23 protein-coding genes and 1 pseudogene are annotated in these 21,513 nt (G+C 40.2%); 2 read left to right on the top strand and 22 right to left on the bottom strand.

The annotated features are described in order from the left end of the window. The first annotated feature begins 104 nt into the window (after positions 1-104). Positions 105-419 carry a helix-turn-helix domain-containing protein gene (locus AB1K83_RS07585; protein WP_413057573.1) on the top strand — a complete coding sequence of 105 codons (315 nt, stop codon included), beginning with the start codon at positions 105-107 and terminating at the stop codon, positions 417-419. An 11-nt stretch (positions 420-430) separates the two neighbouring features. On the opposite strand, the gene AB1K83_RS07590 is transcribed toward AB1K83_RS07585, so the two are convergent. Next, complete coding sequence (locus tag AB1K83_RS07590) at positions 431-793, bottom strand: hypothetical protein (RefSeq protein WP_413057574.1); 363 nt, start codon at positions 791-793, stop codon at positions 431-433. Positions 794-923: 130 nt separating this feature from the next. Between AB1K83_RS07590 and AB1K83_RS07595 the strand changes: the two genes are divergently transcribed. Then, positions 924-1,361: a GatB/YqeY domain-containing protein gene (locus tag AB1K83_RS07595; protein WP_413057575.1), complete on the top strand. Its 438-nt coding sequence runs from the start codon at positions 924-926 to the stop codon at positions 1,359-1,361. Between the two features lie 78 nt (positions 1,362-1,439). Here the strand turns inward: AB1K83_RS07595 and AB1K83_RS07600 are convergent, their stop codons facing one another. The 21 genes and pseudogenes from AB1K83_RS07600 to AB1K83_RS07700 form a co-directional block, all read right to left on the bottom strand. After that, positions 1,440-1,991 (bottom strand): competence protein ComK, encoded by a 552-nt coding sequence (locus tag AB1K83_RS07600; protein ID WP_413057576.1) that lies wholly within the window; start codon positions 1,989-1,991, stop codon positions 1,440-1,442. A 157-nt stretch (positions 1,992-2,148) separates the two neighbouring features. Then, positions 2,149-3,192, bottom strand: a complete 1,044-nt coding sequence (locus AB1K83_RS07605) for a DNA sulfur modification protein DndB (protein ID WP_413057577.1) — start codon at positions 3,190-3,192, stop codon at positions 2,149-2,151. Continuing rightward, positions 3,189-4,286, bottom strand: coding sequence for a DNA sulfur modification protein DndB (locus tag AB1K83_RS07610; protein WP_413057578.1), 1,098 nt, complete (start codon positions 4,284-4,286; stop codon positions 3,189-3,191). Before AB1K83_RS07610 ends, AB1K83_RS07605 begins: the two co-directional genes overlap by 4 nt. Positions 4,287-4,478: 192 nt before the next feature. Then, on the bottom strand, positions 4,479-5,105 hold the full coding sequence (locus tag AB1K83_RS07615) for an acetyltransferase (protein ID WP_413057579.1): 627 nt from the start codon (positions 5,103-5,105) through the stop codon (positions 4,479-4,481). Between the two features lie 570 nt (positions 5,106-5,675). Beyond that, positions 5,676-6,137: pseudogene (locus tag AB1K83_RS07620) on the bottom strand (alanine dehydrogenase); the annotation flags it as partial. Between the two features lie 238 nt (positions 6,138-6,375). Then, on the bottom strand, positions 6,376-7,533 hold the full coding sequence (locus AB1K83_RS07625) for an NAD(P)-dependent alcohol dehydrogenase (protein ID WP_413057580.1): 1,158 nt from the start codon (positions 7,531-7,533) through the stop codon (positions 6,376-6,378). A gap of 541 nt (positions 7,534-8,074) precedes the next feature. Next, positions 8,075-9,376, bottom strand: coding sequence for a TRAP transporter large permease (locus tag AB1K83_RS07630; protein ID WP_413057581.1), 1,302 nt, complete (start codon positions 9,374-9,376; stop codon positions 8,075-8,077). A 151-nt stretch (positions 9,377-9,527) separates the two neighbouring features. Then, complete coding sequence (locus tag AB1K83_RS07635; protein WP_413057582.1) at positions 9,528-10,016, bottom strand: TRAP transporter small permease; 489 nt, start codon at positions 10,014-10,016, stop codon at positions 9,528-9,530. Positions 10,017-10,434: 418 nt separating this feature from the next. After that, the gene (locus AB1K83_RS07640) at positions 10,435-11,481 is read right to left on the bottom strand and encodes a TRAP transporter substrate-binding protein (protein ID WP_413057583.1); all 1,047 of its coding nucleotides are present in this window, start codon (positions 11,479-11,481) and stop codon (positions 10,435-10,437) included. Positions 11,482-11,697: 216 nt separating this feature from the next. Then, positions 11,698-13,614, bottom strand: a complete 1,917-nt coding sequence (locus AB1K83_RS07645) for an alkyl/aryl-sulfatase (protein ID WP_413057584.1) — start codon at positions 13,612-13,614, stop codon at positions 11,698-11,700. Between the two features lie 203 nt (positions 13,615-13,817). Beyond that, positions 13,818-14,753: a malate dehydrogenase gene (gene mdh, locus AB1K83_RS07650; RefSeq protein WP_413057585.1), complete on the bottom strand. Its 936-nt coding sequence runs from the start codon at positions 14,751-14,753 to the stop codon at positions 13,818-13,820. Positions 14,754-14,800: 47 nt separating this feature from the next. Further along, on the bottom strand, positions 14,801-15,217 hold the full coding sequence (locus AB1K83_RS07655; RefSeq protein WP_413057586.1) for a BMC domain-containing protein: 417 nt from the start codon (positions 15,215-15,217) through the stop codon (positions 14,801-14,803). Positions 15,218-15,230: 13 nt separating this feature from the next. After that, complete coding sequence (locus AB1K83_RS07660; RefSeq protein ID WP_413057587.1) at positions 15,231-15,497, bottom strand: EutN/CcmL family microcompartment protein; 267 nt, start codon at positions 15,495-15,497, stop codon at positions 15,231-15,233. Continuing rightward, the gene (locus AB1K83_RS07665; RefSeq protein WP_413057588.1) at positions 15,497-16,180 is read right to left on the bottom strand and encodes a hypothetical protein; all 684 of its coding nucleotides are present in this window, start codon (positions 16,178-16,180) and stop codon (positions 15,497-15,499) included. The genes AB1K83_RS07660 and AB1K83_RS07665 overlap by 1 nt, the downstream gene beginning before the upstream one ends. A 45-nt stretch (positions 16,181-16,225) precedes the next feature. Further along, positions 16,226-16,519, bottom strand: coding sequence for a BMC domain-containing protein (locus AB1K83_RS07670; RefSeq protein WP_413057589.1), 294 nt, complete (start codon positions 16,517-16,519; stop codon positions 16,226-16,228). 15 nt (positions 16,520-16,534) lie between these two features. Beyond that, positions 16,535-18,052 (bottom strand): aldehyde dehydrogenase family protein, encoded by a 1,518-nt coding sequence (locus tag AB1K83_RS07675; RefSeq protein WP_413057590.1) that lies wholly within the window; start codon positions 18,050-18,052, stop codon positions 16,535-16,537. Positions 18,053-18,117: 65 nt separating this feature from the next. Continuing rightward, positions 18,118-18,945, bottom strand: a complete 828-nt coding sequence (gene eutJ, locus AB1K83_RS07680; RefSeq protein WP_413057591.1) for an ethanolamine utilization protein EutJ — start codon at positions 18,943-18,945, stop codon at positions 18,118-18,120. Next, positions 18,936-19,598, bottom strand: coding sequence for a phosphate propanoyltransferase (gene pduL, locus AB1K83_RS07685; RefSeq protein WP_413057592.1), 663 nt, complete (start codon positions 19,596-19,598; stop codon positions 18,936-18,938). The genes eutJ and pduL overlap by 10 nt, the downstream gene beginning before the upstream one ends. 39 nt (positions 19,599-19,637) lie before the next feature. Next, positions 19,638-19,919 carry a BMC domain-containing protein gene (locus tag AB1K83_RS07690; protein WP_413057593.1) on the bottom strand — a complete coding sequence of 94 codons (282 nt, stop codon included), beginning with the start codon at positions 19,917-19,919 and terminating at the stop codon, positions 19,638-19,640. A 21-nt stretch (positions 19,920-19,940) separates the two neighbouring features. Further along, the gene (locus AB1K83_RS07695; protein WP_413057594.1) at positions 19,941-20,588 is read right to left on the bottom strand and encodes a BMC domain-containing protein; all 648 of its coding nucleotides are present in this window, start codon (positions 20,586-20,588) and stop codon (positions 19,941-19,943) included. A gap of 240 nt (positions 20,589-20,828) precedes the next feature. Beyond that, complete coding sequence (locus AB1K83_RS07700) at positions 20,829-20,954, bottom strand: BMC domain-containing protein (RefSeq protein ID WP_413057595.1); 126 nt, start codon at positions 20,952-20,954, stop codon at positions 20,829-20,831. Between the last annotated feature and the right edge of the window lie 559 nt (positions 20,955-21,513).

Below are 21,513 nucleotides of genomic sequence, written 5' to 3' on the forward strand. Positions count from 1 at the left end.
TTCTCCCCTCGAGACGCAACGCTTTTTATTTTAAATTAAATCCAAATGGATGTATCCCTCTCCCGTCCGCCCTTCTATATAGAAGGCAAAAGGGGGGAATTGACATGACAAGCTATTTGGAAGAATTCACTTACTTCACGGACACACAGGACTTGAACGAGGCGGTCAAGCGGCATGTCGCAAAACACTGGAACAACCTTACCGCCACCGAACGGACCGTCCTCTACACGATCCGTCGCTACTCCACTCAACATGGGGCCGCCCACTTGAGACACGGGACGATTGAACAGGAAATCGGCAAATCCAATTCCACTGTCCGGCGCGCCATCCGCAAGCTCGAAAAGCTCGGCATTATTAAAAGAGTCCACTTCATACGCCCGGCCTGGGCGCCAATATTTATGCAATCATGCCGTGTATAGAACCATAAATCTCACTTCTTCACCATCTTCAAAACCAAAAACAATCCAAATGTACAAACAGTCAAAGCCAAAAGCACTTTCCAATCGATTGTCGATTTGAATTTCACATCTTCCGGTGTAATCTCATAGACGCCTATTGGGTTGATCATAAAACCACCGCCGCCTCCTTCTCCACCGGTACCGTCACTCCCGCCGCCTACTCCGTATCTCACTTTGGCGACAGGGACGACCTTTTTCAGACCCAATTCAATCGGGTCCCCATAGACGAGCGACACATCTCGTTGATTGGCAAACTTCTTAAAGATAGTTTTGACCGGTGTTTCAATCGGTCCTTGTTTCTTTTCCGTACTCGGTAAGAGCTGTTCTGTAGTCATCGTATCCTCCTCCTTATCCATTCTTATTCGGTTCGGATGGACCGTTTTCCTGTTGTTCCTATGGTTTGATTCAGAGAATTCCGGCTAAACTTGGAGAAAAGGATATGTTAAGAAATGAGGGAATCCTACGATGACTACACTAAAAGAAAGATTACTGGCTGATATGAAAACAGCAATGAAAGAAAAAGATTCTGTAAAAAAAGGAGTCGTCAACCTGCTACGAGCGGGTCTACAAAATCAGGAGATCGAGCAGAAGCGCGAATTGACGGAGGAAGAAGAGATCAAGATTGTCCAACGCGAGTTGAAGCAGACGAAACAATCGCTGGAAGAAGCACAAAACGCGGGACGGGACGACATAGCCGAAGCGGAAAAAGCGAAAATCACCATTATCGAATCCTATTTGCCAAAACAACTCACGGAAGATGAATTGAAAGCTCTCATCCAGTCGCTCGGCATCGCGAAAGACATGCCAATGGGGCAGGCAGTCGGGTTGATGATGAAAGAAGTCGGCGGCCGTGCGGAGGGAAAAGTTGTGTCGAAGGTGGTGAAGGAGTATTTGCAGGGGTGATGATACGTTCAAGTTTGCCCTACATAAAAAACCGTTAATCCTAATGGACATAACGGTTTTTTTTCGTATTACTAAACTTTAATCCAAAGACTTTATTTCATAATGGACACTGTTTTCCTCCTTGGAAATACTGTAACAGACGATGTTTTCTTTCACTACCGTCGCTGCGCTTAGTTCCAGCCTTTTATTGATGGTCCCTTTCAGTTTATAGGCACGTTGCACTTTCTTGTCGAACGAATAATAACTGCATTTGATGACGACCTTGCTGCCCGTGCTCAGGGTCACTTCCGTCTCCTCTTTCCCACAAGGCACATAGCGTTCTACATGATGCAAGGCAAGCCAGACGCAATCGTCGCTCGCCGCCGACTTGCTCGGAAACCAGATGATCGAGTCACTGATCCATACCGGGTTCATCTGTGTATTCCCTAGTATGTATTTGGCCCCGTCACTAGCCCCTTGCAAACTCGACCCGTAGTATTGCAAAGTCCGATCCATCAGTGCATTCGGCTTTATCGCCACTTCAATCATTTCCCCGTTTTCCATCACTAGCGTGCAAAGCTTTCCAGTCCCATCATACATCGGCAGAAAAACAGCCGTGTCGTGCGTTAATACGAATTCTGTTCGAATCATCCCTGTCAGTCCTCCTTTTTTTACTTGCTTCTATCATTTCCAAAAAAAAAGGCGTATACTAACAGTAACGTTGGTATACGCCGACGTTCTATCCTCGAGTGGGTCCGTCCAAGACTTAACACTCGGGGATTCTTATTTCTGCATGCTTTTTCACACGTCACTCACCTCCTTTACGGGTCAGCCACGCTACAAGCGCCTCAATATTTCGCTTGTCGCTCGACAGATAAAAATAGTTCTCCTTCCCTCTGAACCGTCCGTTGAAATCAAGCCAGTCCTCTTGGTTTCGGGACCAATCAACCTTCGCCAACTTTCGCATCCGTCGAACGACCTCTGCTTGCTTTTCATCGAAGGACAGCTCCTCCAACCCATCGGTCGCATACACCGCGACTGCATACAACAACGGAAACCCCGCTAACATGGAAACTTCATAGTCCCCGATCGAATCGGCTGGATACAAGGAAAACAACTCATCGAACCATGTGGAGATCAATGCAATGTTCTCCTCTTCAGACATGATGCTTTCCACATCCATGCTCAGCCTGCTTGAAATTGTCTTGCCTGCCATGAAATACCCGATGATCCGGCGCAGTTGTGATAAGGACAGCAAGTGTTTATTGTTCGGCCGAACGATGGCCACCTTTTCCTCATCCACTCCAGCTTCCCGGAGCATCGTATGTTGTTGCAGGAGTCGGTTTGTAATCTGATTGATCGAACTCCTGGAGTCATAGGCAATCCGCTTCGACAGGGCGACTTTCTTCCCTTTTGTGTTCAAATCCACAAATAATTGAGACGCCTCGTCCTCTCCCATCCCTTCGTATACTTGTACGGCAATTTCCAGCGCTTCAAACCGGTACATCAAATGAATAACTTTCTTCTGCTCCTCTTCATCCTCACTCATGAATGATCGATTCACATAGGCATCCAGCTCGACGAACGCCTGCAGCCTTTGCGTACCGTCGATCAAATGAAGCCGGGTCGGTGGTCTTCCGTCCTCAAGTGTCTCGTCCGTGTAAGCGACAAGGGGTGGTAAGTACACTTGCTGTGTAGGTAAATTATCGAGGATGTAATTGCGGATCATCCGGATTTGTTCCTTATTTTGACGACGGATGGTCAAACGCTGGTCAGACAACATTTGAAGCAAATCCATGATTTTAAAATTAAGGATCATCTGCTTCTTTTCAAACACATCATGAATAATCACCGGCTCTCCTCCATTTCTTTTCGGATCGCCCGCAAAAATCCTACCGTTGTCCGCTTGATGGCTGTGGAATTCGAATGATTCCTTAGACAATGCGTCGTTGGATCGTATAAATGAATGAACAACGGATCATCCGCTCTCCAAGTACATTGTTTGTTCAAGTGTTTCAATTGATCGATTGCTTCGATATGAGTCATGCCATGTTCTTTCCGCAACGTAGCCGCAGTCAGGGCTAATGCAATTTGAATCCCGCTCAGCTTGTAGACAGATTGCTGATGTTTCGGAACCCGTTTCGGGAATAGGCTCTTCCAAGACATAAAAAAGTGCCTTCCATATGTAAGCGCTTCCCTTTTGCTGGTCAGCCGATAGGGGTCTCCCGGCTTGACGATGACATTCCCTTCCAGCAAAGCAATCATGCACTTCCGCATGGTTGTCAATGAAGTCAGCGCTGAATTTTTGGAAGTCAGTCGGGAAAGCTCCATCTCGACCTCGATCTCCTCTTTCAGAAGGTCTGCCACTTCCCGTGTCAACCGGCTATAGGAATCCCGCTGATCATACTTGACGATCAATCCGCTATGGGCATCACGCCGCTCCGAATTCAGATCGGAGAACATCTGTCTCTCCTCTTCTCTGGATAAAGATAGGTAGATTTGCATGGAAATCGGATAGGATTCAATCCTTGCCAGATGCTCTTCCAACTCTTCCGCCTCCGAAAACTTCCCCGCCTCCTCGGCCGCTTCGCGTTTGAGCGTCAACTGACTATGAGCGGATAGCAATGCGGACATACGATGCTGGCCGTCGCTTATGTATAATTTCCTACCCGGCATTAGCTCGAAACCATCGTCGGTCCGGTCGAGCGAATCCCGGCTAGAAAAGACAAACGGGGAAAAATAAAACGGTTCATCCGCTTCCAAAGAAGCGAGGATGAAATTCCGGATTTCCCTTCTTCGTTGAATATCCAACTGCCGCTGGACATCATAGTCAATGTCGAATAAGTACCTAAGTGTCTGGAATTTCATTTGCGTAATCAAAATCTCTTTTCCAAATTGCTGATAGGTAGAACCATTAATCGTTGTCGACACCTCAATATTTACCATTTTTATGATTCTCCCTCCCTATAATTAGATTGTAAGCAATTTGTACTTATTAAGCAAGTGGTTATTATCTCAATTTTATGATAACTGGCTTTTTTGGGGTTTTATCTTTTTTACCAGTCTCTTTACAGATTGATTGTTCTGATTTATAATGCCCCGCTTCAAAAATGGATACAGCTGTGAGTTTTGTATGATTCACAAGACTTCCTTCGCCGGGACCCCATACGCCTTTGCGTAGTCACGAATGTCACGCAAGACTACCGAACCGGACCCGACCAATACATGACTGCCCAGACGTACCTTTTGGATAAGGATGGCCCCCGTTCCGATATGCGAGGAATCGCCGATTGTCACGCTTCCCGAACAAGTCACCCCCGGGGCAATATGGCAATGCTGGCCGATGGAGCAGTCATGGTCAATACTTGCATTGGTGTTGATGATCGTATTATCGGCAATCGTAGCGAAAGCCTGAACAACCGCACCCGCCATAATTTGGACGCCTTCCCCCAAAGTGGCGTAAGGAGAAATGAGGGCATTCCTATGAATCAACGTCGCAAAAGAATACCCTTTTACCTTGAAATGTTGAAAGACCCTTTTCCGACTATCTGTATTATCGATCGAGCCAAAACCGAGAACCAACTCAACTTGATCGCAGGGGAAGGATCCTATCACTTCGTCCGTTCCTAAATAAGGGATGCCAAACCGATTTTCCTGCGGCATCGGGGCTGTAAATCCCAGGATATCGAACCTCTGCTGAAGAAGAATCTCAGTCAATACAGCGGCATGCCCACCGTTTCCGATCAAAATCACTTGCTTATTCATCAGTCAGCTCTCCTCGCCATTTACAGATGCAGAGTTCCCAATAAAATGGTGCCATTCCATGTTCACTGGCTAGATAGTGAAGATATGAGTTAATAAGGATTGGGTACGCGGCAATTTTTCGTCTTTGTGGACTAAAGTATAGATGGGGCCTCCTCTAGAAGGTGCGACCATAGCATAGACGGTATACGATTACCAGGTAATTCTGAAAGTGGCCTAGTCAATCCTCCTTCCATAAAATATGCCGTTTTATAATGATATTCTACAAAAAGTCTTATAAAATTTTCGGTTAAAAAAAGTCATTTGTTATCTTATATTGGGAGTATTGCAAGATGATTTGACTGTGGGTCAGTTTGGTGACTTCACTCGCCATTTTCAGACCACTAGATATATAGCCGAATTTTTTGTGAACTTCACTTTCTGTCATGATGAATAGGGCCCGATGCACAAATAAACCTGCAACCCTTCTATTAAGAAGTGTCTGCAGGTTATTTCGCTTAATTTTCAATTTCACATGCACTCTTATCTATTCGTAACAAGATTGGATTCATTCAACAGCGACTCAGCGGATACTTAATCCAACCCTTGCTCGTCGGCAACTGCTTGATAGGTTACGTGACCATTTAATGTATTGATGCCTTTTAGGAGAGATGGATTGTCTAAACATGCTTGTCGGTATCCTTTGTTAGCAATTTGAAGCGCATAAGGAACTGTGACGTTCGTCAATGCCATTGTAGAAGTTTGAGGAACTGCTCCTGGCATATTCGTCACTGCATAATGGATAACCCCATGTTTAACGTAAGTCGGATTGTCATGAGTGGTTACCCGGTCCGAGGTTGCAAAGATGCCTCCTTGGTCGATTGCGATATCAACTAGTACGGAACCAGGTTTCATGGATTTCACTACCTCCTCCGAAACAAGCTTCGGTGCTTTGGCTCCCGGAATTAACACGGCCCCGACAACGAGGTCTGCAGCTTTTACGGATTCTGCGATATTGAAAGGATTCGATACAAGTGTCTTAATGTCATTGCCAAAATTGGCGTAGACGATCGACAAAAACTCCCGCTGGTGCCATAGCAACACCCTTTTTTTGCAAATAAATTCCACAGCGCATGAATCATCCCTGAAAAGATGACCAATGCGAACACTATGACCATCAAATCGAAGCCTTTCTCCCCTATAACTATGTAAGCGTCAAATAAACCCCACCTGTTTTCCAGATGGGGATTATTTGACGCTTAAAGTAAGATGTACACACGCCGGATCTTTCCAATTAGTTAAAATATTTATTAAAAACAATTAATGGTTCATCATTACGACTACGGTAGCTCTCATCAATAATTATTACCGGTTTAATAGTTTCACCGCTATTAGAATCTGCAGCCGCTTGATTAAATTCATTGAATTTATAGAACTTCACGAATTTATCAAACGGGAATTTCCCTTGTTTATGATATTGAATAAGTTGCGGAATCGCAAGTTGTGGAACTGAATCACCCATCAAAACACCTACTACTTTACGGTTTGACATTATTAAATCTGTAAAAGGTTTAAGTTCAAGTGAGTTTGGTTTTACAGCTAAAGGTGCAAAACTACCACCCAGTGCAAGAATATCAATGGATGCTTTCATAATAGAGGAAATTCCTGTTGTATCGATTGAATAGTTAACTCCTCGTCCACCTGTAATTTCATCTATCCGCTCTTGGAGATTCTCGGTTTTACTATTTATTGTATGGGTTGCACCAAGCTCACTAGCTGTTTCCAAACGAGAGTTATGAATATCAATTGCAATTATAGTTGAACAACCTACAATTTTTGCTGTCATCAGTGCACCAAGTCCAACCGCTCCCGTACCAAATATAGCAATAGATGAACCAGTTTGTGGTTGTAAGCCATTGACTACGGTGCCAAATCCCGTTAATAAGCCACAGCCTAAAGGGCCAATTAAACGCAGATCAGCTTCCGGATCAACTTTAATTAAATTCTTTGAATTGGTAATTGTATATGTCGCAAAAGAACTTTGTGTAAAGAAATTTGACACTGGTGTCCCATCTGCTTTATAAAAAGTATAACTGCCGTCTGAACGATTGCCAGAAAAATTTAATGCTGCCCATTCGGTACAGACCGCAGGATGCCCCGTTCGGCAACTCGGACATGTACCACAATAATTATACGCCATTACAACTTGATCTCCCACAGCAAAATCCTTGACAGCGCTTCCAACCTTTTCAATAATACCAGCACCTTCATGACCAAGGACGGCAGGCATTGGATATGCTTCAGCGCCTACACGCAGCGCCTCATCTGATTGACAAATACCAGTTGCAACCATTTTCACAATTACTTCGTCGGAATAAAGTTCACCAAGTGTTAATTCCTCAAGAACATATTCTTCGTTAACTCCGTTGACTACTGCAGCTATAATTTTCACAATAAATTCCTCCTCTTTTATAATCGTTAAGATTACTATCTAAATGAACTTAAGTATTTCCAAATAATTGGGGAGGATTTTCATACAACACTCGTCAGCTATTTAATAACCATGAATCGCCGGCGATATGTTATGTAATCCAAAATCGATGAATTACAGGAAGTTGGAAATAGTCTTAAGTATGAGAAAGGAAGACGCATATTGAGCGCCAACAAGCCATTCGTTTGGATTTGATGAGCAATTCAATCCAACAACTAACTACTCTTCGCAAGCAGTTAGATAAAACAATCCGGACGTTTCTCAATTCATAGTACACAGTTTCTTGATTGCGTAACCACTAGACTTTCAACATTCCCCTGTAGATCTCCAGTTAAAGTTCGATGATCTTCTTCTTGCTTCCGAGTGTAGTCTCGAACCACGTCTTTATTGATCCCTACTGTTCTGAAATAATACCTCCCAAGCCCATGATGTCTTTTCAACTACTCCCTTCATTTCCGTTTATTGAGCTGTCCGTAATGACATGAAGGGGTTGAACAGACTCTTAAAGAAAACCAGGTAAAAATAAAACAATAATTGGTATAAAGGTTAATAGGATAGCAACAAAAAGTGAACCAATTATAAAAGGAACCAGATAAGATAATTGTTCTTTAAAAGTTGCTCCAGATATTTGCGATGATAAGAATAAATTGATCGCCATGGGCGGTGTAATTTGACCAATTGCTAATAACAAAGTTAAAACCACTCCGAAATGCACCAAATCCAAACCAATAGTGGTTGCTATGGGAACCAAGATCGGCGTCGCGATAATTACACTTGTTACTGTGTCCATTAACATTCCTAATACTAGTAGAAAGACTATAATAGTTACTATGATCATCCATTCTGCTGGAAATAGATTAACCATAAATTCAGCCAATTTTTTCGGTATCTGTTCTACCGTAAGAATTCTAGAAAATACAGTCGCAAAAACTAATGTAATCATTAGAAATGTAGTAGTATATGCTGTATTTTTTGTTAGAGAATAAAATATTTTTAGATTCAAGTCTCTATAGACAAAAAATCCAATTAAAATAGCATAAACAACTGAAACAGCAGCAGCTTCTGTTGGCGTGAAAATTCCTGAGTAGATTCCCCCTAGGATAATAACTGGCATTAGTAGAGCCATAATAGAAGATCTTGCCGTTTTAATAATTGAGAAAAATTTATTTTGCTTAATTTCTAATTCTTCTTGATAGTTTGATTCAAAGGAATCATTATTTTTTTGAAATTTATTGGAATAAAAATAATTAATGATTAAAAAAAGTAGTACTAGGATTATTCCTGGTATAATGCCACCGATAAATAATTCCGCAATAGAAGTGTTAGACATATAACCATATAAAATCATAGGTATACTTGGGGGTATAATAACTCCTAAAAACGCCGCTGTAGCAGTTAATACTGAAGCATAGCCCCTTGGGTAGCCGTTTTTAACCATTTCCGGAATCATCATTTTCCCTATTGCACCTACAGTTGCCACACCTGATCCTGATATTGCTGCAAAGAATGCACATGAAAAGACTGTTATTGCCCCTAAGTATCCTCTAACTTTACCGATCATTACGGATGCAAAAGCAATTATATTCTTAGAAATTCCCCCTTCTGACATAATATCACCTGCGTATAAAAAAAGAGGAATTGCTAAAAGAGGAAAAGAATCTAAAGATGAATATAATATTGGTGGCAATATGGAAGCCATATTTGGGTTTAATATTAAATAAATTATTGATGAAAAAGCAAATGAAAAAACAATAGGTGCTCCGGCAAGTAAAAATATTAAAAAGGTTAGCAACATTAGTCCCATTAATTCATTCTCCCCCCAGTAAAATAAAGTTTCTATACTTAAATGTTTGAAGGCTTTCCTCAGAACGCTTTTATTTGGTTAATTCCCTTACAAAGGGAATTCTCTTCAATCTTAGTAAAACTAAAAAGTTTACTAAATGACTGTAACAAATCTATTGTCTGGAAGCTTTATTACTTCCTTTAATAAATACTCTAAGATGTCTGATAATTGTTATTAGGAAATAACAACTTGTTAATAGTCCGCCTAATAAAAAAGGAAGGACAATAAGGTAAAGTGGCCAACGTAAAATTACCGTCAGTTGAGACGTCTGTAAATAATTTTGAAATAATTGATAGGAGAATAGGCTCAGGTAAATTCCGAAAACAAAACCAAAGATATTATAAAAAATAAATTGAATAACCTTCTTTATTTTTTTTGAGTGAATAATTTCATCTATAATATCTATTCGAACATGTGCCTCATAATAAAAACTATTTACCAGGCCGAAATATACAATCCACATTAAAATTATTCCTGCTAATTCTCCACTCCAAGTAAGAGAGTATACAGAGCGAAGAACTATATTGAGAAAAATTACTATAGTAAGAGATATTACTAACAAAAATAATAAAAAGTCAATACCCTTTGCAAGCGCTCTCATTAACGACATCACCTCATATTTAGATTCCCTTTTTGATTCTTCTTAGTAGATTGCTGAAACTTTCCGTAATAGAATCCCGAATTGTTATAGCTATCCCAGCCAAGTTTCCCCACCAATACAAATCCGTCCATCACACTGATGGCAACCTTTGTCCTATTCTCATCGATAGATTTTTTTGCCTGACAGTAGACGATGGGACGGACCTGAGGCTGGCATATGCTAACGATCCTATGGTGTCGGGGTGCACGATGTGATTTGGTACAATACATTCCTTCCTGCTGCCGAAGGAATACCCGGATGACAAGAGGATTTCTGTACTCTTGCTTGTTCATACGGCAAGACAGTCCCTTCAGCATACTCCCAAATATATTCGTCAAAAGGGTAAAATCCATGTAATAACTGATTTTTTAAAAATATTTTATTTAGAGAAGTCATTTTCTTTTTCTTCAAGCACTAATTGATATAATTCTTCTCCTACTACATCCGCAATTTGATCATATAAAGGTTGGGCTGCTTGCCTCCATTGCTCCTTTTCGGCTTCAGATAACTCAATTATTTCTATTCCGTTATCTTTAAGTTTTTGGATATTATCTGGAACAGCATTTTTAAACGCTTGACGTTCTGCTTCCATCGCGTTTTGTGCTTCTGATTCTAAAATACTTTGTAAATCTTCCGGTAAAGTATTCCACACTTTTTCGCTAACACTTACAGTCATTGGGTAATAATTATGATTAGTCATAGTGCTGTACTTCGTATTTTCATAAAATTTTTGCAATAAAACTAACTCCGCTCCATTATCATAACCATCAACAACTCCCTGCTGTAAAGCCGTATAAACCTCCGAGTTGCCCATGGTAACTGCATTGACGCCCATAGAAGTATAGTACTTCACTAAAATATTTGACAGGGGTACACGAAATTGCGTCCCTTTCATATCAGATGGCACACTTATAGGTTTATTTCTTGAATTAATCCACCTAAACTCGCCATGCCCAAATGCAAGAGGGCGAACCCCCTTATCTATCATTACATCCCTTGCAGCGTCTCCAATTGTACCATCCATCGCCTTCTCTGCTTCATCGTAATCCTCGAAAAGATAAGGCAAATCTAGAAACATTATTCTTTCATCAAAACTATTAAAGGTAATCGTACTAGCGTATGCCAATTCTATATTTCCGGTTTGCAACGATTCAAGGATCTCCCTTTCATCGCCCAATTGCGCATCAGGGAAAAGCTCAACTTTAATTCTTCCTTCCGATCGCTCTTCTACCGCTCTTTTAAAGTCTTCCGCACCTACAAAAAGATTAGTCCAATCACCAATCGCCGATGCCAGTTTTAAAGTGTATACCTGTTCTTCTCCAGCGGCATTAGCACCATTAGTAGGCGTTGAACTACAAGCTGATAAAAATAATACTGAAACAACAAGGATTACTAAGACTGCTTTTAATTTGATTTTTTTGTTCATTTAAATCACCCTTTCTATTTTTATTTTTGAATTGGAATTAATCAGTGTTTATTGTTCAGAGTTGGATGACGACTAAACACTGCCCATTAATCTTCTTCTCTTTTAAATAGGGGCTTAGCCTTTCATCCAACCTTCTATCTCCGAACAAGCAAATCATACGTTAATCCCAAATGAAGTATTTCTTTTACAACAGTAAGCATAATTTACGTGACATGTTTAAGGAATCACAATATTTATAGGATTGTCAAAGTCGTCCAAAAGTGATAAAAATTCACTGAACTTATTTTCATCCCCTGAAAACTTTACTTTATTGAGAGCTTTTGCTTGTCCCAAATTTTGGTCTCCGCCTGTGATTTCATAGAATGTAGATTTGTCAGTTGTCAATGAGACATCGGCATTCGAATCCAACTCTTTTTTAATATTCAATACGGAATTTTCCAGGTGAATCGTAAATTGATCCCCAGAATCAGACAGGGAGACATTTATGTTGATTTTTATTCCATCTGCTTTTGGTCCATTCAGCCTGACGGCTAGCAACTTACAGTACTCATAATACGGTATTCTATGTGTCATTTCCGTCACTTTTTTAGGAGCTGGATCCTTTTTAAGTAATCCATTTCGTAACTCCATTGCCCCCATAAGATAAGCGTTCCTCCAGTTAGATGATTCGGTTTGATATCCCAATTGTTCAAATGCATCGGCCAATAAATTTTTGGCTTCCATATTTTCCGGGTGACCCATAACAACATGTTTTAAAACTTGAGCGACCCAACGATACTCTCCTTTTTCATAATCTGCCTTCGCTTGTCTCATAATATTAGCAGTACCGCCCATATATTGCACAAATTTTTTCCCCGCTTCAACTTGTGGAAGTGGATTTAAATCAGATGGGTGCCCGTTATAAAACCCTAGATAATACGTATAAACACCTTTGGAATTAAGACTTACAGTTCCGTAATATTCCCGGTTTGCCCAGTGTTTAGCTAGTGGATCTGGCAGTACAAGCATTTCTGCAATTTCTTCCATCGTATACCCATGGTTCGCCAGTCTAACTGTTTGATCATGAGTAAATTTGAATTGATCACGTTGCTTTCTTAAATGGTCAAGTATACGTTCTTTGCCCCAGATCGGCCAACCATGTATTAGCAGTAAAGCATCAATTTCTTTGTTCCCAAACAATTCAATTGTTTGGTCGATTTTCCCAACCCATTGTAAAGTGTCTCTAGTTTTTGCTCCTCTAATCGTGTAAATTTGGTGCATCGCCTTATTCGTATTTTCCGATAGGAACAACGTTTTGTAATCTTTAATATAAAAATGCATTTCAGCAGGTGCTTCTGTATTCGGAGCTAATAAAAACTGGAAAGTTATTCCGTCTACTTCTAATCTTTCATATTCATTAGTTATTTCTACGTTCGGCAGCTGAAATCCATCTTGGGCACTCGACGCATCTCTAGAACCCCAAACCGATCCAATTCCCGCACTCACATATCCTCTATCATCCGTAGGCAGATCATGACCGAATTGATAGACTGCACGGCGACCCATGATTGGTCCTAACATAACATTTTCACTGTATGCTTCTTTCGTAAAATGCTCTGGAACAATAATCGGAATATCCGGATCTTCTGCATACTCAAGGATTGCCTTGGTCCCTCCATAATGGTCAATATGACTATGACTTAAAATGATTGCAGAAACGGGTTTCTTAGGGCGATGACTATAATATAATTCAATAGCTTTTTTTGCGGATTCCATCCCAATTGAAGTATCAACTACAATAACACCCGTTTTTCCTTCTACGAATATGGTGGTTGCAATTGCAAGTCCACGAACTTGATAAACTCCATCAACTACTTTATATAAGCCTGCCTTTGCTTGCAGTTGTACGTTTCTCCATAAGCTCGGATTTACTGTATCAGGAGATGTTCGCGAATTTGCATTTAACGTATCTTCTATATCATTTTCATATGAAGCAATTAAGCCTCTATCTGCATCTTCAAAATCTTGCCTATCATCAAAGTTTAGATACTCCAGATATTTTTCATGTATTGCTTTTGTAAAAGAAGTAGCATCTTTTGTTTTATAATTAGATTGACCGGATTGATTTGACGTATAATTCATCACTTTCAGCATTTTAAGAACCATCCCTTTCTCTGTACTCTAGTCGTAAAAATGTAATGAAAGAACTCTCCACCCCCGCTGAATGCCATAATGTATTCGGATAAGCAGATACACTACAGTGCACGGGGAGGTGAGTGATCTTGTTATATTTTTATTATTTCATTTATCGACTACTGCATTTGGTATCAATTTATTGAACAATGCCAAGGCATAGATTATAATAGTGCCATCACATTTTGCACTGATTGGGCAGATTTTTCGAGTGCTGCCCTTTCTTCATTTGTTAAAGGAAGCTCAATGACACTTTCAATCCCGTTGCCGCCTAGGATGGTTGGTACCCCTAAGTAAATTTGGTGAAAATTGTATTCACCCTCTAAATAGGCAATTGCCGGTAATAATCGTTTTTTGTCCTTAAGGATAGCTTCAGCCATTTGAACAAGTGATGCGGCTGGTGCATAATAGGCACTTCCTTGTCCGAGGAGATTAACAATTTCGCCACCGCCTTTTCTTGTTCTTTCAACGATTGCATCAAGTTTGTCTTTGGGAATGAATTTCTCTAATGGTATACCACCAACATGAGAATATTGAACTAACGGGACCATATCATCACCATGACCGCCGAGAACGAACCCAGAGACATCCTCTACGGATACATTTAACTCTTGAGCGACAAATGTATTAAAACGTGCAGTATCTAAAACACCCGATTGTCCGATGACTCGGTTCTTTGCGAAACCGGTTGTTTTATAGCAAACATAAGTCATAGCATCTACAGGATTACTTAAAACAAGAATATAGCTGTCAGGGGCATACTGAGCGACGTTTTCAGATACGCTTCGCATGATTTCCGCATTGGTTGCCACAAGGTCTGCTCGACTCATCCCAGGTTTACGGGGAATACCTGCCGTGATAATAACCAGATCAGCACCTTGTATGTCCTCGTAATTGGAGGTTCCAATAATATTTGCGTTAAAATTCTGCACCGGACTTGCTTGCTGCATATCCAGTGCTTTACCCTTTGTCGAATTAGCCATGGAAGGAATATCAACTAAAATGACATCACCAAGTTCCTTCTGAGCCAACATAAGTGCAGTCGTGGCACCCGTAAATCCAGCACCAATCACAGCAATTTTTTTTCGCTTAAAAGCCATGTCCTCTCCTCCTATAATTCAGTCGAATCTTCAAATTATCTACCGTACTATTCAATTTTCTGTTCTGAAGGTGAGTCCTCTTCCACCTTTTCCGAAGTGTGTTCAATATCCGATTTTGGCATGTTTTTTATAGGTTCACCGTCATTTTTTCTTTCATTATTCGCCGTAAATTTCCCGCCCATAATTTTCGTTACTTCAGATTGAATTAATCCTTGTATTCCTTCATCAGGACGGGGAATCACGTGTGCTGCAAAAAAATCGCCAACACTACTAGCGGCCATTTTCCCAACATCTACTGCTGCTCTTACAGCACTAACATCTCCTTCTACTACAACAGCAACTAATAATGCGGACACTTTCTCCACCTTTACTAATTGGACATCTGCAGTTTTAAGCATTACATCCGCTGCTTCAATTGAGCCGACAAAACCCCTTGTTTCAATAATCCCCAATGCCTTAGTCACATTACACACTCCTTCAGGCATCCACTGTATCAATAATGCCAATAATTAATGCATCGATGGGCAACTTGGAATCCGGTGTTATATTCGCTGCGGAACTTCCTTTAGTAACCATTACTTTATCGCCCACGCCAGCACCAATCTGATCAACAGCGATATATGTTACATTTTCAACACTTGAGTCCTTTGGAAGTTCCGGCTGGATAATTAAAAACTTTAATCCCCGTAATTCCTCCTTTTTCCTCGTTGCCCAGACATTACCGATAACTGTACCAATTTCCATTATAATTTCATCCCTTTTGTGTCAATAACATCGATGCTTTTTCCTAATTCACGTGCGACATCACGTGCTAAAGGGGTAATTATTGTTGACTGACAGACACAAATCTTGTCATCCTTTATTTTCTCAACATCCATTTTGGTTAAAAGTCTCCCCTGGAATGTGATTTGATGGTCGCTAGCAACTACTTTTTCCTCATTAGTAACATTGGAATGGATCATTACAAAATTTGTGAATGATGTCATATGGACACCGAAAGTTTCCAGCACTTTTTTATAGTTTAAAATATGCTTCGCATACTCTTTGTTCATCGCTTTGTTATAATCAACATCCAACGTCCATTCTAACAATGGGGAAGGTACAAAATGGATTCGCAAGCCTCGTAACAATGCTTTCGCTAATAGTTCACTTTCAGGTGTATCGGAAATCCCGATTGCCCCTTTAACAAGTAAATCTTGAGTGACATCTAAAAATAGTACCTCGTTAACATTTTCTAAAATATATTCATTTGCCGAAGTTGCCTCTAGAACTTCCCAATGTTTCTGCAGTTGTTCTATTAGAACTTTGTCCGATGCGTTCATAACGAGAAGGGTTGGTTTCTTTTTGCTTTCTCTTATATCAAATGTCCCCTCTAGCTTTTTCAACACTTCTTCAACGATTTCATCTATAATTGAGCGATTAATCATTCGAATCCCCAACTTTAATTATTTTTCTTATCTTGAACATCTGAATTAAGATTCAACATCCAATTTCGGTAAAATAATTTCCAATTCATCGTGTGGGCGTGGAATGACATGTACGGAGAGGAGTTCTCCAAATCGCTGAGCAGCGGCTGAGCCAGCTTCTGTTGCCGCTTTTATTGCACCTACATCACCGCGTACCATTACTGTCACAATCCCTCCGCCAACATGTTCTTTTCCGACTAAATTTACATTAGCTGCCTTCAACATTGCATCAGCCGCCTCAACAGATGCTACAAGACCTTTTGTTTCAATCATTCCTAATGAAGCTTTTTCTCTACTCATTTTATATTCCTCCTATTAATTCAATTGAAATTTTTTAATAACTTGCTCGACCACTTCAGCAATTATATTCTCATCAATTTTTGCTGTTGAGTGACCTGTATTGATGACTTGTCCGAAACTAGTTGAATTATTTGAATAAGGTGTTTCACGCCGGAATTCGGTTGATTTTGAAAATTCAACTTCCCTAACGCCATAAGCCATTCGTTTAGTATTAATTAAATGACGGGCAGTGATATTATCTGAAGTAATGTTGCCACCATACGAACCGCATCCAAGTGTTAAGGTAGGTATAAGATTTGTCGTTGCCCCGGCAGCGCCTATGGAAGACAGAGTATTAATAAGAACCCTTGAAACCGGCATTTCAACCGCGAAATCTTCCGCAATATCTTCATTATTCGTATGAAGAGCCAGCGTATGACCTCTCCCGCCAAGATTTAATATTTGTAAACACATGTCTTGCGCTTCAGAAGAATCACTTACGGTGTACAACGCTAAAATCGGTGAGAGTTTTTCCATTGAAAATGGTATCTCTTTTCCAACCTTTGTTTCTTCGGCAATTAGCACCCGTGTTTCAGCCGGCACCGAAATGCCTGCCATTTCAGCAATTTTGAACGCACTTCTTCCTACAATTTTAGGGTTTATTTGACCTGGGACTGATGAGATTACCTTTTCTACTAAACTCTTTTCACTTTCATTTAAAAAATAGGCCCCATTATTTTTCAATTCACTAATGACCATTTGTTTAATATCCCTGTCGATAACCAACGCTTGTTCTGATGAACATAATGTTCCATTATCAAATGATTTACTATCCACAATCATTTTTACTGCTTTATTAACATTTGCGGTTTTTTCAATGTAAACAGGAACATTCCCAGGTCCTACACCATATGCCGGTTTTCCGGAGCTATAAGCTGCCTTGACCAGACCCCCGCCCCCTGTTGCCAAAATTAATTTGACATCCTTATGGCTCATCAATTCAGTAGTGGCGGCCATGACCGGCTTGGATATCCATCCGATTATGCCCTTAGGTGCTCCTGCACTGTCCGCGGCCTCCTGGCAGATTTTTAAGGCGGCAATTGTACATTTTACGGCACTGGGATGTGGACTGAATACAATCGCATTTCTAGTTTTTAGTGAAATCAATGTTTTGAAAATAGCAGTAGAAGTTGGATTCGTTGTTGGTATGATTCCGGCAATGATCCCAAATGGATCAGCGATTTCCATGATTTTATTCACAGGATCTTCTTTGATGATACCAACCGTCTTTTCATTTCGAATCGATTCATAGACACCTTTTGATCCAAGTTCATTTTTAAGTTTTTTATGTTCAATAATACCCATTTCTGTTTCTTGAACAGCTAATTCAGCTAATTCAGCCGATTTGGCAAATGCAGCATCCGCTACCTTTTTGACGATTCTATCAACCTCTTGTTGAGAGAACTTTAAATATTGTAATTGTGCTTCTTTCGCGTTTTGAACAGCTTCTCTCATTTCTTGAATTGCTTGCAAATCATAATCTAATTGAGGCATTATTGCGTCTCCTTTCCATGAGTCAGTTCCTCTTCCACAAAAGTGCTTATTTGGCTACTTGGCCATTATTTGAATTCATTTAAAGCGATACCCAATGGGGTGATTAGATGTGGATGGGCTGGTTTAATTATTTCAATACCAATCTCTTTTAAAAAAACTTTTTCAAATTCTACAAAGCAGCTTGCTCCACCAACAATGTAGATTTTATCTATTTCATATCCGGCAATATGTTTTTTTACAATATGAGCCATTTTTTCTATAACAGGTTTTATTATCGGAAAAAGTTCATTTTGCTTATTGGGATCAATTTTCATCTTTTCAGCTTCCAGAAAAGAGATCTTATAATTTCCGGCAATAACTAAGCCCATATGCGTTCCACCTGTTGGTTCATCGGCTGTATAGATGACTTTTCCATTCTTCAGAATACTAATACCTGTTGTACCCCCACCAACATCGACAACAGCGCCATCGGAAACTTGTAATACCGTAGCCGCAGCTGTCGGTTCATCAACGACACCGGTGACTTCAAAATTTGCCGCTTCCAGCACATTAGACATTGCTTTCATATTTCCACCGATCGTGCCGGGTGGTACAGCGGTAGCCGCTCTTGTCAGGGTCATACCAAGTAATTTCTCAACATCTTTCTTGAGTTCTTTAACAATTCTAATAGCTCCGATATAATCAATAACCAAACCGTCCCTTACGACATTTGCAGGATAAAGGGCACCGGCTACCGGCTTTCCGGAATCATCTACTACGGTTAGCACGATATTCGCAGTCCCAAGATCCACACCAACTTTTAAATTACCGTTATATTCATTTACTTGTCTTTCATCTATTAATTTTGCTAAGCTATTTAAACAGTTATTGACTTTCAGTAAATCTACGGACATAAATTTTCTTGGCCTTTCCGGATTATTCCTACATCACCGTTTTTAATTCCGCATGCATTTGCTTCATCCGTATCCAAATGCATCTCTAATACAAATTTATCGGAAACCCGAATTAAAACGTTTTCAAAAATTGTTTTTCGTTCACCGTCAATTTCGACTGTAACGATGTCTCGATCCTTCAGTTGAAACTTCTCAGCAAATTCCGGTGGTACATGTATGTGCCGTCGTGCGGCAATGACTCCTTCTTTTAAATCCAATGTGCCTTTTGGTCCTTTGACAATAATCCCCGGTGTGCCGGCAATGTTTCCGGAATCTCGGACAGGGATTGATAGGCCAAGTGGAAAACTGTCAGTAATTGATATTTCGACTTGCGTTTCACTCCGGACAGGGCCAAGTATCCTGACACCTGTTATTTCTCCTTTTGGCCCCACAAGAGTTACCGTTTCATTGGCGGCAAAATTTCCGGGGTGTTTTAAATCTCTCATTTTCGTTAATTGATAACCTTCACCGAAAAGTGTTTCCAGATCTATTTGGCTTAGATGAATATGCCGATTAGATACTCCGATCGGTACATATGGTTCATTCTCCAAGGCTTTTATTCTTCGAGTAACTTCGTCCACAACCTTTTTTTGAAATTCCCGACTATACAACATTCAATCACCCCCTTTGGTGTGATAGCTTACTAGTGTTATTTATTTAATAAGTACATTGGGTAGCATTTTTTCAACATCCATATGAGGCCTTGGAATAACATGAACAGAGATAATTTCCCCCACATTCTGGACGGCTGCCGCACCGGCATCTACAGCGGCTTTCACAGCACCAACATCACCGCGAACCATCGTCGTAACAAGACCCGAACCAATTTTTTCATAGCCGATCAAGGTTACATTTGCCGCCTTTGTCATTGCATCTGCCGCTTCAATCGCTCCCACTAAACCTCTTGTTTCGATTAATCCTAAAGCATTACTCACGGAACATTCCTCCTAGATTTTTCATTTTTTATAATGTATGCAAGTTAATCTTAACTCCCCTTTTCTTCTCGTACATTCGGGGTCTTTGCAAATATTGCATACCTCTTTCTCATCTATCTTGTTTAAAGCTGTTGCAAATTCTATTTGCTCTTCCTCTATCTGTTCGACTTTTTGATCTATCCCAATCTGTTCATCTTTTTGGTCTTTCTCAATCCGTTCAACTTTTTGATTTTCCGCAATTTGCTGGACTTCTAGCTTATCCCTAATTTGTTTTGATGAAACTGCATTTGCGTCGCTATCTTCTATTGAGAAGCCCGTAAAATCAACCGAGTATGATACCTTTTCTATGTCAGTAGGTTCACTGTCCATTCTAGAAATGTTGACAGCACCAATCGTTTCGATATTATTAATCAATTTTTCCAGATCATCATGTGGTCTTGGAATGATATGTTTACTGACGACCCTGTTGACTTTTTCTGCTTCAATAGAAGCCGACTCGAGCGCTGCATTAACCGCTGCAACATTACCGACAAATTTAATTGTTACCATCCCACCACCTTTTGTTAACTCATAACCAATTAGCTTAACATCTGCCGATTTAATTGCTGCATCGCCTGCCGTTACAGCTGCCACCATACCAACGGTTTCAATCATTCCTAAAGCATTCACTTTCTACTATCACCCCCTTTCGATTTATCGGCCAGGCCACAAAGCCTGCCTGATTTACTTTCCATTCAGCTAATACTTGAAAGCGCTTTAATCTTTTGGCTTTCTTCTCCTTTCAAGAGGGCAAATTGCCCTTTTTTTATTTTCGGTTCGACAAAGGCTTGGTTAGAGCCATCTAGACAAGATTTGGCAAAATTCAAGAGAATTCCACGAGAATCCCTGCAAATCGAACCATAACAAATTTTAAGCTGGACCCAACTTTTGGTACACAACTAATGTGGTATTCACCGTTTTTACCATTGCACCCGCTAATTCAATGGCATTAACTAACCCCCTTGCTTCTACTATGTCCAATGCTTCTTTGTTCATATGGTTGCTCCTTTCGAAATAAAATCCATAATGGTTAAAAGTATACATTCGTACAAGTAAAAGACTTACAGGTAATTACACGAAACCTGCCTGATTTATCTTCCATTCGGGTAATACTTGAAAAGGAAACATATTAATTTTAGAATTTCTTCTCTTTTTTAAAAGAATAGAATGTCCATTTTTGTATTTCCGGTTGGACAAAGGCTCTTTTGGCTAGAGCCAACCAGATAAAGTTATCGTGCCCAGTGCCTCTTTGTTTATGTGGGCTTTGAAATAATATCCATAATGGTTAAAAGTATATGTAAAAGACTCACATAGGCACGAACAAACACTCCTACAATCAATTTTAAGATAAGATCAAGATGAAATTATTCAGTTTGGAATTTATCGGGACATCACTCCTTTAATGTGTTGGTTCAACATATGGACTTTCACTTTTCCTAGTAGGATAAATTATTTTATTATTCAGTTGATGTTGAATTATCGTTACTTTCTGATGTTTATTATACTTACTTTTTTGCGTATGTCAAATCAATTTTTTGAATATGTCGAATTGTTT

The organism is Sporosarcina sp. 179-K 3D1 HS (assembly GCF_047228905.1).
GTDB lineage: Bacteria > Bacillota > Bacilli > Bacillales_A > Planococcaceae > Sporosarcina.

Excerpts from the sequence above, each read along its gene's own strand:
- AB1K83_RS07610 (WP_413057578.1), bottom strand. The coding sequence starts at position 4,286 with ATGGTAAATATTGAGGTGTCGACAACGATTAATGGTTCTACCTATCAG.
- pduL (WP_413057592.1), bottom strand. The coding sequence starts at position 19,598 with ATGTTGTATAGTCGGGAATTTCAAAAAAAGGTTGTGGACGAAGTTACT.
- AB1K83_RS07700 (WP_413057595.1), bottom strand. The coding sequence starts at position 20,954 with ATGAACAAAGAAGCATTGGACATAGTAGAAGCAAGGGGGTTAGTTAAT.
- AB1K83_RS07600 (WP_413057576.1), bottom strand. The coding sequence starts at position 1,991 with ATGATTCGAACAGAATTCGTATTAACGCACGACACGGCTGTTTTTCTG.
- AB1K83_RS07670 (WP_413057589.1), bottom strand. The coding sequence starts at position 16,519 with ATGAGTAGAGAAAAAGCTTCATTAGGAATGATTGAAACAAAAGGTCTT.
- AB1K83_RS07645 (WP_413057584.1), bottom strand. The coding sequence starts at position 13,614 with ATGCTGAAAGTGATGAATTATACGTCAAATCAATCCGGTCAATCTAAT.
- AB1K83_RS07660 (WP_413057587.1), bottom strand. The coding sequence starts at position 15,497 with ATGGAAATTGGTACAGTTATCGGTAATGTCTGGGCAACGAGGAAAAAG.
- mdh (WP_413057585.1), bottom strand. The coding sequence starts at position 14,753 with ATGGCTTTTAAGCGAAAAAAAATTGCTGTGATTGGTGCTGGATTTACG.
- AB1K83_RS07590 (WP_413057574.1), bottom strand. The coding sequence starts at position 793 with ATGACTACAGAACAGCTCTTACCGAGTACGGAAAAGAAACAAGGACCG.
- AB1K83_RS07630 (WP_413057581.1), bottom strand. The coding sequence starts at position 9,376 with ATGGGACTAATGTTGCTAACCTTTTTAATATTTTTACTTGCCGGAGCA.
- AB1K83_RS07640 (WP_413057583.1), bottom strand. The coding sequence starts at position 11,481 with ATGAACAAAAAAATCAAATTAAAAGCAGTCTTAGTAATCCTTGTTGTT.
- eutJ (WP_413057591.1), bottom strand. The coding sequence starts at position 18,945 with ATGTCCGTAGATTTACTGAAAGTCAATAACTGTTTAAATAGCTTAGCA.
- AB1K83_RS07595 (WP_413057575.1), top strand. The coding sequence starts at position 924 with ATGACTACACTAAAAGAAAGATTACTGGCTGATATGAAAACAGCAATG.
- AB1K83_RS07675 (WP_413057590.1), bottom strand. The coding sequence starts at position 18,052 with ATGCCTCAATTAGATTATGATTTGCAAGCAATTCAAGAAATGAGAGAA.
- AB1K83_RS07635 (WP_413057582.1), bottom strand. The coding sequence starts at position 10,016 with ATGAGAGCGCTTGCAAAGGGTATTGACTTTTTATTATTTTTGTTAGTA.
- AB1K83_RS07585 (WP_413057573.1), top strand. The coding sequence starts at position 105 with ATGACAAGCTATTTGGAAGAATTCACTTACTTCACGGACACACAGGAC.
- AB1K83_RS07665 (WP_413057588.1), bottom strand. The coding sequence starts at position 16,180 with ATGATTAATCGCTCAATTATAGATGAAATCGTTGAAGAAGTGTTGAAA.
- AB1K83_RS07615 (WP_413057579.1), bottom strand. The coding sequence starts at position 5,105 with ATGAATAAGCAAGTGATTTTGATCGGAAACGGTGGGCATGCCGCTGTA.